Origin of the sequence: Aquirhabdus parva, assembly GCF_003351745.1 — a bacterium.
In the GTDB taxonomy this organism is placed as follows: Bacteria; Pseudomonadota; Gammaproteobacteria; order Pseudomonadales; family Moraxellaceae; genus Aquirhabdus; species Aquirhabdus parva.
The window spans coordinates 19,212-32,731 of sequence record NZ_CP031222.1; the positions used below are offsets into that span (position 1 = coordinate 19,212).

Sequence of the window (13,520 nt, forward strand, 5' to 3'; positions counted from 1 at the left end):
AAAAATAATGGCTTAAATTTAAATGTATGAATGTAAATAATTTACTTGCGCTTTACCCCAACCGATGCAGGCGTGGATCAATGAGCATGGCTGGGGATCAACGTGGCAGCGGGATGGCTTGCCGCGTAGCACGCGCTCACTGGTTACGATTGCGATGCTGGTTGCTCTGAAGGCACCTAAAGAGTTACAGGGTCACATCCGCGGTGCATTGAACAATGGCTGCACGGTCAGTGAGATTCAGGAGGTTCTTTTACACAGTAGCGTCTATTGTGGTGCACCTGCGGCTCAAGAGGGATTTCGAGCGGCTCAAGAAGTGATTGATGAATGGCTCAAAACACGATAAATCGTCAGCTATGAATGGGTGCCATTACATGATGATTAAATTAAAAAGCCCTGGTGAATCAGGGCTTTTTAATTATTAACGAACATCAATCTTAGACGTTCTCTTTTTGAAAGAGTCGCCAAGGTTGTAATGCACCGATGCTAACGGCAATCAAACCGACAACCAGTGCTAAAGACAAAGGCTCATGTAAGAGTGGCACTGCTGCAAGTGCGGCAAGCAGTGGTGCAAGAGCAAGTACGCTACCGACCTTGAAGGCACCCAGTCGCTCAACTGCGCCGATAAACGTCAGCATGGCGACAATGACCACAAAGATGCCTTGAAAGATCGCCTGTGTCAGAATTTGTGGAAGTGTTGCTTCCGCCAGTTTACTGGGCAGAAAGAGCATGTAAATCGGTAAATAAACCACAGCAGATAAAATCGCAACTCCTGCCATCGCTTGCCAAGGCGGCAACATCCAGCGCTTTAAGAACGCGGTATAGAATCCCCATGCCATTGATGCCATAAAAAAGAAAAGATCGCCAATGCCCAGAATAAAAGTATGCTGCTCAAGCATAAGCAAACTCATCCCCGTAAGTCCTGTAGCAATAACGGCAAGACTAATCCAGTTGTTCAGGGTCATGGCCTCACGTAACACGATCAATGCGGCAATCGCTGTCCAAAAAGGCAGCATACCTGTCATCCAAATCGCAGCATGCGCAGCTGGAGCATAGCCAAAGCCTAAGTAGGCAAGGGAGGCATAAGCCACACCACCAAGCATCGCGAGTACCCATGCTCGCCAATCCAGCAAAAAGCGCCATTCACGGCGATAAATCTGGATCGGAATTAAAACCAGCGCGGCGGTGACGAAACGCAATGCGCCTATGTCCCATGACGTCATGGATTGGGTTGCACCAAGACGTGAGAGCAGGGTAAAGCTACCCCAAATCAACATGGTCGCAGCCAGTAATAAATAACCGATCAATCGTGTACGTTTGATATGAGCCGCATCAAATTCAATAGTTTGCACTCAAAAACTCCGAGTGATGTAGATGCAAGGGGGGATGTTCTTAAGCGGGTTGTCTTTGGCGGCAGGCTTCATAAATCGCCATGCCTGTGGCCACGCTGACATTTAAGCTCTGTAACGTCCCTGCCATGGGGATATAAGCCAGTTGATCACAGTTCTCTTGAGTGAGGCGACGTAGGCCGGTGTCTTCAGCACCCATGACGATGGTTAGTGCACCGGTTAAATCGATTTGATGTAAAGGCTTTGCACCTTCATCCAGCATGGTACCTACCGTCTGCACGCCCATTTCTTGCAGAGCGACCAAGGTACGAGATAGATTCGTGACTTGGAAAAAGGGAATGACTTCCGCTGCACCAGCAGCAACCTTACGTGCAATGGGTGTCAGTCCTGCTGCGCGATCACGTGGTGCAATCACACCATGTACACCCATTGCTGCTGCGGTACGCATACAAGCACCAAGATTATGTGGATCAGTCACTTGATCAAGTGCGAGTAAGAAGACATTGCTAGTTGAGCGAACCAGACGCTCTAGATCCCCTTCATCTGAGACAGGTGCCGGACGCACGGCTGCGACAATACCTTGATGCTGCGCACCTTCGGACATTTTGCTTAAGGTATCGCGACTGGCTTTTTGCACAGAGATACCATGGGGTTCGGCTTGTTTGATCAAGGCTTGTAGACGTTCATCATCCCGCCCTTGCAGGACAAAGAGTCCTAAGACTTGTTCTGGCATGGTGTTCAGAAGTGATTCAACCGCGTGTAGGCCAAAGTGGTGTTCTACGGTTTTTGCTGCTTTTGCCATGGTTTACTCTGGGTTCGTGCGGTAAGAAAAACGCTCGCTCAATAAGAAGCGCTAATTAGGTGCCCTATTCTAGCGAATTTAGCGCATCTTTCCTGAACATATTATGATGAAAAGTAATATTTAAAGAATGGACCGTTTGAATAAAAAAGCCGACTCAAAATATAGTCGGCTTTTTTGGGTCAGGAGAAATGGGGGTTATTTGCCCAAAGCCTGTTTGCGATGATGACGTGCGGTCTTACCACGGCGGCGAATGTTCAGGAGTTCGACCAATAAGGAGAAACCCATCGCGCCGTAGAGATAACCTTTTTCAAGATGCAATCCCAAACCTTCGATGACCAGAAAGCCACCGACCAAGACCAAGAAGGTGAGAGCTAACATTTTGATCGATGGATGACGTTCGACAAAATCACCAATGGGTTTAGCGGCAAACATCATCACCAGAACCGATGCCACTACGGCAAGGACCATGACGGGGATGTCATTCGATAGACCAACCGCGGTAATCACCGAATCGAGAGAAAAGACAATGTCGATGATGGCAATTTGAATGACGATCGCGAAGACACCTTTTTGTACGGCATCACTGGTGGTGAGTTCGTTGTGCTCTTCTTCACCATCGGTCTCTTCATAGATTTCAACAATGCTCTTATAGATGAGAAACAGTCCGCCCAAAATCAAAATCAGATCGCGGCCACTGATATTGTGATCCAGAATCGCAAATAAGGGTTCGGTTAAACGCATGACCCATGAAATGGAAAGCAGTAATAAAATACGGGTGATCATGGCTAATGCCAAGCCAAACACACGGGTCCGGTTTTGCAAGTGTTTGGGTACTTTGGCGACTAAAATCGTGAGGAAGATGATATTGTCGATACCTAACACAATTTCAAGCACGGTCAGTGTCGCTAACGTGACCCATGCTTCTGGATTGCTCATCCAACTAAAAAAATCCATAACACTTGTTCTCGCTAATGATTCATAATGGAAAAAGAAAAAATAAACGCTAAATGATTCTATTTAAACTGTTTTTATAAATGACGCACATACTTTTTTATTATCCCAAATAGATACTGATAAATATATAGTAATTGCGTGAGCGGTCGTCATGTGCTCGACTATTCTCGCGGATCTATCGAAGTGTGAAGCCTAGCGTATGCTGATGTCACAGGGATGACGTGAGGGATGTGGAATAGATGCGTAGGCTATGCCGCGTTTTATTTTTTATCAGGGGAAGCGGCTTAGTTACTATCTTGCCGTATTTTAAACAACAACATGATCCTTTTTAAAATACGGCTCAATAAAGGGCTGATCAGTTAAGTCAGCCTATTAACCTTCAAAATGGCAAACGTAATCAACAACACTCAAGGCTTGAATTTCAAAACTGCTATTGCCATCAACAAAGAAGGATTGGCCGCTACGGAACTGCTCAGTGGCTTTGCCTGGGCGTGTGACTTGGCATTCGCCGGAAATGATTTCCATGCGCTCTGGAGCACCCGTATTAAAAGTGAGTGTTGAAGGTAGAATAACCCCAATTGTTTTTTTGCTGCCATCAGCAAATAAAACGGTGTGACTGACACACTTGCCGTCAAAGTAGACGTTAGATTTTTTGATCACACTAACTTGATCGAATTGCGCGGGGCCCATAACACTCTCCATATTGATGGGCGTATTCTAGCAATCTCGGCGCATGAGAACTAGTCATCTACGAGGTTTGATAATCAGAATATCTGATCGATATGATAAGCCGATCACACTCTTGTTAACTGCCAATTTCCTCTGGTTGAAATATTATCTGCAAGGTATTTTATGGGATTTCGTGTATGCCATGAAATTGGATAAGATCATCCTGTTCAAGTTTGGTGATGCTCCATTTGATTCGCTTTATTTTCGATGCGGCTGGTGTAACATGCAGAGAGTCTCTTTTGCAAAGCACGTAGTAATTTAATGTTGTTCATATGGATTTAATGTGTTTGAGTTTAAAGAGTTTGTTTGAGTGCCAGTTTTAAGCTTTACATGGTTTATTTAAGTATTTCGCTTTCATTTTTAGAGGCTGGTTGATCCATGCTGACCCGATTAAATTTGCAGAATTTTACATTAGCGCGTGATGTCGCCTTGGATCTACATGCGGGCTTCACGGTGTTGACCGGCGAAACCGGTGCGGGGAAGTCAATTCTGCTGGATGGGCTGTCTGCGTGTTTGGGAGAGCGGATGGATGCGCAAAGCGTGCGTTTTGGTGCGGATAAAGCCGATATCACCGCCCAGTTTGATCTGCATAAAAGTACGGCTGCCAGAGCATGGTTAAGTGAGCGCGAGCTACTGGATATCGATGATGAGTTTGAGGTTCGATTGCGGCGAGTGATTTTGGCTGAAGGACGCAGTAAAGCATGGATTAATGGCACGCCAACCAGTTTGGCGGAACTGCGCGAACTTGGCGATTTACTGGTTCAACTGCATGGACAGCATAGTCAACAGCAACTTCTAAAAGCTGAGTATCCCATGCATTGGCTGGATACAGCAGCACAGCTTCAGTCGCAAGCGGATGCGGTACGTACGGACTATAAAGAGTGGCAAACCCTCGTCAAACAGCAACAACGTGCATTGCTTGAGCGTGAAGCATTACTGGCGCGTCAAGACGTGCTAAATGCCCAGATTGAAGATGTACAACCGCTCCTGCAGTATGACTATGCAGAGCTTGAACAGGAGCACGATCGACTTAGCCATTTTGAAGGCATGATGCAGGATTCTGCAGCGTTGCTTGAGGGCTTAGATGAGGGTGAAGATAATTTACTGTCTAAACTGGGTTCGTTGCTGCGTCGAGCACAGGCCCAGTCTGGTCGTGCTGAATCCTTGGCGGCAGTGGCGACAGGCCTTGAGTCCGCGCAAACGGAGCTACAAGAAGCTGTTTCCACCTTACGGCAGTTTGCAGATGAGCAAGTATTAGATCCCGAACGATTTGCGCAAGTGGACGAGTGTTTGGGCGAGTTTCATCGTTTAGCACGGAAATATCGCACCACTCCCGAATCCCTGAAACAAGATTTTGAGAGCTGGAGTCGCGAGCTAGAAACTTTGGATGGTTTAGCGGATAGCGACTCGCTACAGTTGAAAGTGACGCAAGCGGAGCAAACTTATCAAGCTTCTGCATTGGCGCTTGATCAGGCGCGTAAAAAGGCAGTTATTCCGCTGATTGAGCAACTCACGACACAAATTAAACCTCTGGCACTTCCTGAGGCGCGTTTTGAGTTTGAGTTTGCCCCCGTTGTTGCCAGTGCAAATGGTTTAAGTCAAATCCGATTACTTTTCAGTGCCAATCGTGGTATTCCACTGCAACCGCTGGCTAAAGTTGCTTCGGGTGGCGAGTTGTCACGAATTGCACTAGTGATGCAAGTCATGATCGCCGCTTATGCTGAAGCGCCAGTGCTGGTTTTTGATGAGGTGGATGTCGGGATTAGTGGAGGCACCGCTGAGGTCGTCGGGCGTTTATTACGCAATCTGGGTGAGCAAGTGCAAGTCTTGTGTATCACGCATCAACCGCAGGTTGCTGCTCAGGGGCATCAGCATGTATTGGTCGAAAAACAGCAGGGGGAGCAGGCGGCAAGTAGCCTTCGTGAACTGACTCAGGATCAGCGCATCAGTGAATTGGCCCGTATGTCAGGTGGTGTCGAGATTAATGAAGCGACTTTGTCACACGCGCGTAGCTTACTGCAATCGGTTTGATCCAGCCGTGTAAGAATTTAACAGTTGAATCCAGACTAAATTGTTAATTGGTCTGGTTTTTATCTCATTTTGCTCTTAAAGTAAGATGAGATCGCTTTTTTGATCAGCGCATTATTTACGACCAAATGCACCATGGATGGCGCAAAATATGCATCAGTTTTATTGTGTTTTGTTGATGTTTTTCCGTTTTTAGGCGTTCTTAAACTTGTAAAAGCTGAAATGTTGCACCATTTATTGATTAATAAGCTGCATTCATCTTCATTTTTTATGGATACTTTCTATGCCCAAAACATTCTTGCATCAGAATCTAACCCATCGTTGTTTGATCGCACCTCGTGACTCTGATGCGATTGCAAATGATGATTTCTTTGCTGACTCGCTCATCTATATCGCACGCCATGATGAGGAGGGGGCAATGGGACTTTTACTCAATCGTCCAAGTACGGTCGGGATCAGTGAACTGTTGTCCGATTTACAGATTGTCTCTGATTTGGTTAATCCGCATGCTGTTTTGCAAGGTGGTCCGATGCGTCCTGAAGTGGGTTTTGTCCTGCATACTGGTCAACCGGTCTGGCACTCTTCGATTGCGGTCAGTGAAAATGTCTGTATCACGACGAGTAAAGATATTCTTGAGGCGATTGCTCATAATGAGGGTGTCGGGAATTATCAGATCATGCTGGGTTTTGCCAGTTGGGGCGCCGGTCAGTTGGAAGCTGAGTTGAAGCGTGGGGATTGGCTGGTCTGTGAACCGGATATGGAGCTGCTGTTTAACCTACCCTATGACGAGCGCTGGTCAGCCGCCGCTGCAAAATTTGGTGTGAACTCACCTTGGCTATCTAGCGAAGTGGGTCATGCCTGATTTGCAGGATCAGGGGAAACTTGAGCAAGAAGCTCCGATTCAGATTCAGCGAATTGTGGCTTTTGATTTTGGGACACAGAAAACCGGTGTTGCATTTGGTCAATCCATGACAGGAACGGGGACACCGTTGTCTTTGATTCCGATGAAAGATGGCATCCCAGATTGGATGCTGCTGGATAAGATGTTGGCAGAATGGCAGCCCGATATCTGCTTGGTTGGATTGCCATTGAACATGGATGACAGTGAGTCAGAGTTGTGTTTACGCGCGCGAAAATTTGCACGCCGTGTCAAACATCGCTTGAATAAGCCGGTGTGGATGGTTGATGAGCGCCTCACCACACGTGAGGCACGGGAAGATGTGCGTCGGGTGACCAATCAACGTAAGGGCAAAGCTCCAGCGGCCGACTCGATGGCTGCAGTACTCCTCATCGAAAGCTGGTTTCGTGAGCCTGTGGGAGTGCTCCCTTAATGGATTCACGTGATTTAAATCACGTGAAAAAAACCCATGAGGCGCTGACCTTTTGTCTATGGACTCTCCCATGGTTGGCCATGATTCTGATCAGTTGCGGTGTATTGACACAAAACGTCTTTAAGGTTGATCAGTCCATCATGTGGTCTGTTCATCAGTTCTCTCAGCCCCTTTTGGATCGAGTTGCCATAGGGCTATCCTATTTAGGGGGCTTACCTGCCTGCGCCATTCTATTGGTCTTATTGACCAGTTATAGTGTTTTTATCAAATTGTCATGGTGGAGTGAGCTCTATTTTCTCTGGGGTTCAATGATTGGATCGGTAGTGCTGGGCTGGTCCTTAAAAGTGCTTATGAATCGTCCCAGACCCGAACTTTGGCCAAGGCTCGTACAAGACTATGGCGCGTCATTCCCCAGCGGTCATAGTTTATATGCGGCGACCTTGGCGACTGTACTGATATTGGTTTGCTGGAAAACTGTCTGGCGCTGGCCGAGCGTTATAGTTGGTGTGGTATGGCTTGCCCTTATGGGGGTGTCGCGCATTTATCTGGGTGTTCATTATCCAACGGATGTCGTGGCTGGTTGGGTGCTGGGTATTGCATGGGTAACTGTGCTATATCGTTGGATGTGGCGACCAATTTAATGAAAAAAGAAGCTTTGCGTTATATTTTCCTTACACCGATAAAACCATAGGTCTCGTTTAATGGAATTTGTTTTATCAATTTGGCAGCAACCGGTTGCAAAAAGATGGCTCTGCATATTTGCACTATTAGTCGTTGCGTGGCTGGTTGGTATCTTTTTCCGTCGCCTCGTTTTACCCGTCATTCGCCTGATTGTAAAACGGACACCATGGCTCTGGGATGATGTGTTATTTGAAGCAGGGGTCTTTAAACGCTTTGCCCGTATCATTCCGCCACTGATTTTTTACAATGGTCTTGAGTACGTCCCCAATCTTTCTGAACGTGCGGAAGAACGACTCAGTTCCTTTGCCATGGCCATCATCATTCTGTTCTTGATGCGGGCCATCAGTGCAGTGCTGATCGCCGCAGAGCGTCTGCAACATCATAAGACCGACCGACCGATTAAAGGCTATCTGCAACTGATCAATATATTGGTTTATATGATCGGTGTTGTCGTGATTATTGCGACGTTGACCCAACGCGAAGCATGGCCACTTTTATCAGGACTGGGAGCGTTATCCGCCGTATTACTCTTGGTGTTTAAAGACACGATATTAGGTTTTGTGGCCAGTGTGCAGCTCAGCTCAAATGATATGCTGCGTATCGGGGATTGGATTGAAATGCCTTCCGCTGGTGCGGATGGCGATGTGATTGATATCAGCCTGCATACCGTCAAGGTCCGTAACTTCGATCAGACGATCACTACGATTCCGACTTGGCGCATGATCAGTGAGTCCTATAAAAATTGGCGGGGAATGTTTGATGCAGGAGGGCGCAGGATTAAGCGTTCAATACTTATCGATGCGACCAGTGTGCATTTTATTTCTGCGGAGGAGACTCAAAAATTTGCTGAGTTTCGCTTGCTGGATCGGTATATACGCGCCAAGAAACAAGAATTAATGGAGTGGAATGAAGCTCTTGGCAAGGCGAGTCCAGTTAATCAACGACGTTTAACCAATTTGGGTAGTTTTAGAACCTATGCGCAGGCCTATATTGATACCCATAAGGATATTCATCGCAGCATGCCGTGTATGGTAAGGCAGCTTGCCAGTGAGGGTGCAGGGATTCCCATCGAGGTCTATTGCTTTACTTCGACTACGGCTTGGGTACGCTATGAACGCATACAGGGAGATATTTTTGATCACTTGTATGCGATCTTGCCGGAGTTTGGTCTCCGTCATTACCAAAAACCTACCGGGATTGATGTTCGTGAAGCTGCATTTCGCTCATCCGCCATGGCGGCGGATGTTGATGACTAACACAAGACGTTAAAGCTCTTGATAGGGGGCTTTAACGTTTCATCGATGTTATTTTTCTTTGAGATACGGCCACGCGGCACGTAAATAAATCATCATGGACCACAGTGTCAGAATGACTGCGATATAGAGCAGAACGTAAGAAACGATCGACAAGGCATCTAAATTTAATAAAAACACTGTAATGGAAATCAACTGAAAGGTCGTTTTGAGTTTACCGACCCATGAAACGGCGACGCTTGCGCGATTGCCCAATTCCGCCATCCACTCTCGTAGGGCAGATACAGTGATTTCCCGTGAGATGATCACAATCGCGGCAAAGGCCATATAAATATTAGGCTGCCATTGGACGAGAACAACGAGCGCGGCTGCAACCATCAGTTTGTCGGCCACAGGATCAAGGAAGCGACCAAAGGCTGAGCTTTGATCCATGACGCGAGCCAGATAACCGTCTAGCCAGTCGGTGATTGCGGCAAGTGCAAATAAACCTGCCAAGACGATGTGGCGAGTGAGACTACCAGTGTGACCCGCAATGCCAATGGCGGGTGGCCAATAAGCAATCAGGAGAAAAACGGGGATCAGCGCAACACGCGATAGCGTGAGGATATTTGGAATATTTAGTATTTTACCGGTCACGGATGTTCCTCGCGCTTTTTTCAAATGCTGACAGCAGGGCTTTTAGTTTATAAAAAATCCATTTCTACAGAAGCAAGTGATGTCATTAAAACCAATATCTGAACGGATGCCTAAGTCGTCATCATAGCAGACAGATGATCGGATGAGAAAAATCTTATTTCAAGGCTCGATTTATCGAAAACTGCCCTTATTAACAGAAGCTCAGCACTTTATGATGTGTAGATTATTTTGAACAGCGCCCAACAGCCCAGCCCGCAGAAAACGGACACTAAGTCACCGACACCCTATCAAGGTATGAGTGGTTTTGCGGTTATTAAAAGTTTATTGCCTTACCTCTGGCCAAAAGGCGAATGGGGACTGCGTGCTCGTGTGGTGACGGCGCTGGTTTTATTATTTGCAGCCAAGCTGACAACCAGCTATTTACCGATTCTTTATAAGCACGCGGTTGATGCGCTTAGTTTAAAAAATCCCGCGATCTTAATCGTGCCTGTGGCGCTGATTGTCGCCTATGGTTTGACGCGAGTGATGGCGCTGATGTTTGCTGAGCTGCGCGATACGGTTTTTGCCCGCGTCCAGCAGCATATTATTCGTGTGGTTGGGGTGAAGGTCTTTGATCATCTACATCATTTGTCGCTGCGCTTTCATCTATCACGCCAGACAGGCGGGGTGAATCGCTCTATTGAACGCGGCACACGTGCGATTGATACGCTCCTGTCTTACTTGTTATTTAGTTTAGTACCGACTCTGTTTGAAATTGGTCTGGTCACGATCATTCTATGGAAGCTATTCAATGGCTGGTTTGCACTGGTCACTTTGCTGACGGTCGCAGCATATCTTGTGTTTACGTTTACCATCACGGAATGGCGTACCAAGTTTTATCGGGAGATGAATGAAGACGAGAGCCGTGCTAATACCCAGGCTATCGATTCATTACTGAACTTTGAGACGGTGAAATACTTTGGGAATGAGGCACTGGAAGCCAAAAAATACAATGATTTACTCAAGAAACTCGAAGATTCCTCCGTTAAAAGTCAATCCAGTCTATCGATCCTCAACGTCGGGCAAGGCTTTATCATCTCGATTGGTCTGACGATCATGATGTGGATGGCGGCTCAAGGCATTCAGGCGGGCACGATGAGCATCGGAGACTTTGTCTTGGTGAACAGCTACCTGCTCCAGCTCTATGCCCCATTAAACGGCTTGGGCTTTGTTTATCGTGCCATCAAGCGCGCATTTACTGACATGGAAAAAATGTTTGAACTGCTTGGCGTCAATCGCGAAATTGCGGATGTGGCCAATGCGCCTGCATTACAGGTCAGTGGTGGACGTGTTGAATTCAGGGACGTCCAATTTGGCTATGATCCTCGACGAGAGATTCTCAAGGGCGTCAGCTTTAGTATTCCAGCAGGGCAGACCGTTGCGGTTGTTGGGGCCTCGGGTGCGGGCAAGTCGACTTTGAGTCGTTTGCTATTTCGTTTTTATGATGTGAACGGCGGTGCGATCCTAGTGGATGGGCAAGATATCCGCCAAGTGACACAGGAAACCTTAAGAGCTGCTTTAGGGATTGTCCCGCAAGATACAGTGCTGTTTAACGACACGATTCGCTATAACATCGCTTATGGCGACCCGAGCGCAACGACCGCAGAGATTGAGCATACGGCTAAGCTTGCACATATCCATGAGTTCATTTTGGCGATGCCCGATGGTTACAATACGGTAGTGGGTGAGCGCGGCTTGAAACTGTCTGGCGGTGAAAAGCAGCGGGTCGCTATTGCCCGAACGATTTTGAAAGATCCGGCCATTTTGTTATTTGATGAAGCAACAAGCGCACTGGATACGCATACTGAACGTGAAATTCAGGCGAATCTGCGTGAGGTGAGTCGTGGTAGAACCACGCTGGTGATTGCACATCGCTTATCGACCATTGTTGATGCCAATGAAATTTTGGTGATGGCTGATGGACAAATTATGGAGCGAGGTGCACATGCAGAGTTATTACGCCTCGACGGTTTGTACGCCGCCATGTGGCGACAACAGCAAGCGGAACGTGATTGACGGGTACTCAATTTTACGCTTTATAAACACAGCGCCCGATAAATATTCCTTATAGTATTCGGGCTGAAATTTAAAAGAAGTATTTTCTAACAAAACACAGTTAAAGCAATAAACTTTCACGCTGTCTTATTTTTTTGTTGAGTGTCATATAAACGCTCGCACCAGTTATATGGATATACATCATGCCGTTGACCGTCCTCCGTTCGATCTTGAATGAACTTAACCATACCGCATCAGTTCCGTTGCGTGATGGTCATTATCTCAAGGTACGGGTGCTCGGTACAACGATGGGACAGTCGGTATTGATGTTGCCCGGGCTTGGTATGAGTGCCAGTTATTGGCTCCCCTTTGTTGCACGCTATGCCCATCAATATCGTTTTTATATGCCGGATTTGCGTGGGGCAGGTCTTTCGTCGCATGTACCGTTTAATCAAGCCGATGTTTTTCAGAATCATATGGAAGATATCCAGGATCTAATCGCCCACTACCGATTAAAAGATATCTTGCTGGTAGGGTATTCATTGGGTGCAACGACCTCAATGCATCTACAGCGCGCTGGTCAGTTTGAGCTGGTTAAACGTTATCTGCATATCGACCAATCACCGTGTATCCGTAATCAAGACAATTGGTCGTATGGACTTGTGGGCGAGCGGCAATCAGAGCTTTTCCAAAACATGCGTGAAGCGGCTGAATTATTGTCTCATTACCCTTTAGCGACCTATATCGGTGATATTCCAGCGAAGTTTCAAGGTGATATCGTCGATAAAATAGAAAACATCATTCTGGCGCTCAGTGGTCAGACCGCTAAAAAACCTTGGTATAAATTGGCATTACTTGGGCTATTGCCGTTTAGCAATAAGCTGCCATTAACCAAGATCGAAGATATTCAAGCTTATTTTGCGGCCTATGCTGGCGAGGGTTATGATTATCGCGAAAGTTTGAAAGACTGCACAACGCCTATTACCCAGATCGTTGGCATGCAGTCTCAGCTTTATGATCCACGTGGCCAAATGCAAATTGCTAAATATGCCAAACATGTCAAAGTGATTCCGTTTGAGCGTTCTGGCCATGCGCCGCTGATTACTGAACCTGTCAAATTTACGCGAGTGCTGGGTGAATTTTTGGCTGATACAAAAGCAGAAACCGCTCAAATCAGAATTTCTTCATAACGAACGCCGTTATTCTTATTTCACTCAATCTCGTCTCAGGATTAGAGTAGACCTCCAAAACGAATGCAAATTAAGCGAAAACGCCCAAAAGCGTACGTTTTCGCCTACAAACTGATCATCCGGAAGGATAATTGAAGAAAGGGTTTGACAGGGTTGAGGAAATGTATAGAATGCACCCCACAGCGACGTTGACTGTCTTAGAAATAAGTAAGAAAAACAGTAGCTTAAGTGTTTTGGCGGATGTTTGAGTAGTTTTGGCGGTTGTGTTTGTAGATTTTTAGAACGTGTGTTGCACGAATTAAAAATAGATAAAGATTAACGTTGACAATGAGAAAAACTTCTGTAGAATACGCCTCCTACCGCAGCGAACCAGACGATGGACGTAGCGGGTGAGATTGGGATTGATGAGTCAATGGGCTCTAGGTTTTGATTTTACGAAAGACTCTTTAAGAACTTGTGAAGAACAACTTGTGTGGATTTTTGCTGGTTACGATGAGATAAATTATCATTTAGTAATTGGTAGAAATTACTCGCAA

The 13,520-nt window shown here is 46.5% G+C and carries 12 protein-coding genes and 1 pseudogene; 8 read left to right on the top strand and 5 right to left on the bottom strand.

Translation table 11 applies throughout. The features are described 5' to 3' along the window. Positions 1 to 58: 58 nt before the first annotated feature. Positions 59 to 343, top strand: a pseudogene (locus HYN46_RS00120) (carboxymuconolactone decarboxylase family protein); the annotation flags it as partial. Positions 344 to 434: 91 nt separating this feature from the next. Here HYN46_RS00120 and HYN46_RS00125 read toward each other — a convergent pair. The 4 genes from HYN46_RS00125 to ppnP form a co-directional block, all read right to left on the bottom strand. Further along, positions 435 to 1,349, bottom strand: a complete 915-nt coding sequence (locus HYN46_RS00125) for a DMT family transporter (protein ID WP_228254845.1) — start codon at positions 1,347 to 1,349, stop codon at positions 435 to 437. A gap of 40 nt (positions 1,350 to 1,389) precedes the next feature. Beyond that, positions 1,390 to 2,148: a 23S rRNA (guanosine(2251)-2'-O)-methyltransferase RlmB gene (rlmB, locus tag HYN46_RS00130; protein WP_114897557.1), complete on the bottom strand. Its 759-nt coding sequence runs from the start codon at positions 2,146 to 2,148 to the stop codon at positions 1,390 to 1,392. Positions 2,149 to 2,343: 195 nt separating this feature from the next. Beyond that, positions 2,344 to 3,102, bottom strand: coding sequence for a TerC family protein (locus HYN46_RS00135; RefSeq protein WP_114897558.1), 759 nt, complete (start codon positions 3,100 to 3,102; stop codon positions 2,344 to 2,346). A gap of 372 nt (positions 3,103 to 3,474) precedes the next feature. After that, a complete protein-coding gene (gene ppnP / locus HYN46_RS00140) occupies positions 3,475 to 3,792 on the bottom strand; it encodes a pyrimidine/purine nucleoside phosphorylase (protein ID WP_114897559.1) in 318 nt (105 codons plus the stop codon). 417 nt (positions 3,793 to 4,209) lie between these two features. Between ppnP and recN the strand changes: the two genes are divergently transcribed. From recN to HYN46_RS00170, 5 genes are all read left to right on the top strand, one after another. After that, a complete protein-coding gene (gene recN, locus HYN46_RS00150) occupies positions 4,210 to 5,862 on the top strand; it encodes a DNA repair protein RecN (RefSeq protein WP_114897561.1) in 1,653 nt (550 codons plus the stop codon). A 280-nt stretch (positions 5,863 to 6,142) separates the two neighbouring features. Next, on the top strand, positions 6,143 to 6,721 hold the full coding sequence (locus tag HYN46_RS00155; protein WP_114897562.1) for a YqgE/AlgH family protein: 579 nt from the start codon (positions 6,143 to 6,145) through the stop codon (positions 6,719 to 6,721). Next, positions 6,714 to 7,190, top strand: coding sequence for a Holliday junction resolvase RuvX (gene ruvX / locus HYN46_RS00160; RefSeq protein ID WP_114897563.1), 477 nt, complete (start codon positions 6,714 to 6,716; stop codon positions 7,188 to 7,190). Before HYN46_RS00155 ends, ruvX begins: the two co-directional genes overlap by 8 nt. Beyond that, a complete protein-coding gene (locus tag HYN46_RS00165) occupies positions 7,190 to 7,831 on the top strand; it encodes a phosphatase PAP2 family protein (protein WP_114897564.1) in 642 nt (213 codons plus the stop codon). The genes ruvX and HYN46_RS00165 overlap by 1 nt, the downstream gene beginning before the upstream one ends. A gap of 60 nt (positions 7,832 to 7,891) precedes the next feature. Beyond that, positions 7,892 to 9,127, top strand: a complete 1,236-nt coding sequence (locus tag HYN46_RS00170; protein WP_114897565.1) for a mechanosensitive ion channel family protein — start codon at positions 7,892 to 7,894, stop codon at positions 9,125 to 9,127. 48 nt (positions 9,128 to 9,175) lie between these two features. Here the strand turns inward: HYN46_RS00170 and pgsA are convergent, their stop codons facing one another. Beyond that, a complete protein-coding gene (gene pgsA, locus HYN46_RS00175) occupies positions 9,176 to 9,760 on the bottom strand; it encodes a CDP-diacylglycerol--glycerol-3-phosphate 3-phosphatidyltransferase (RefSeq protein WP_114897566.1) in 585 nt (194 codons plus the stop codon). A gap of 228 nt (positions 9,761 to 9,988) precedes the next feature. Here pgsA and HYN46_RS00180 point away from each other — a divergent pair, with 228 nt between their 5' ends. Further along, positions 9,989 to 11,815 carry an ABCB family ABC transporter ATP-binding protein/permease gene (locus HYN46_RS00180; protein WP_228254846.1) on the top strand — a complete coding sequence of 609 codons (1,827 nt, stop codon included), beginning with the start codon at positions 9,989 to 9,991 and terminating at the stop codon, positions 11,813 to 11,815. Between the two features lie 182 nt (positions 11,816 to 11,997). Next, complete coding sequence (locus tag HYN46_RS00185) at positions 11,998 to 12,984, top strand: alpha/beta fold hydrolase (RefSeq protein ID WP_114897567.1); 987 nt, start codon at positions 11,998 to 12,000, stop codon at positions 12,982 to 12,984. The last annotated feature ends 536 nt before the right edge of the window (positions 12,985 to 13,520 follow it).

Bases quoted from the DNA above. Each gene is read 5' to 3' on its own strand.
- rlmB (WP_114897557.1), bottom strand. From the start codon at position 2,148: ATGGCAAAAGCAGCAAAAACCGTAGAACACCACTTTGGCCTACACGCG.
- HYN46_RS00135 (WP_114897558.1), bottom strand. From the start codon at position 3,102: ATGGATTTTTTTAGTTGGATGAGCAATCCAGAAGCATGGGTCACGTTA.
- ppnP (WP_114897559.1), bottom strand. From the start codon at position 3,792: ATGGGCCCCGCGCAATTCGATCAAGTTAGTGTGATCAAAAAATCTAAC.
- recN (WP_114897561.1), top strand. From the start codon at position 4,210: ATGCTGACCCGATTAAATTTGCAGAATTTTACATTAGCGCGTGATGTC.
- HYN46_RS00155 (WP_114897562.1), top strand. From the start codon at position 6,143: ATGCCCAAAACATTCTTGCATCAGAATCTAACCCATCGTTGTTTGATC.
- ruvX (WP_114897563.1), top strand. From the start codon at position 6,714: ATGCCTGATTTGCAGGATCAGGGGAAACTTGAGCAAGAAGCTCCGATT.
- HYN46_RS00165 (WP_114897564.1), top strand. From the start codon at position 7,190: ATGGATTCACGTGATTTAAATCACGTGAAAAAAACCCATGAGGCGCTG.
- HYN46_RS00170 (WP_114897565.1), top strand. From the start codon at position 7,892: ATGGAATTTGTTTTATCAATTTGGCAGCAACCGGTTGCAAAAAGATGG.
- HYN46_RS00185 (WP_114897567.1), top strand. From the start codon at position 11,998: ATGCCGTTGACCGTCCTCCGTTCGATCTTGAATGAACTTAACCATACC.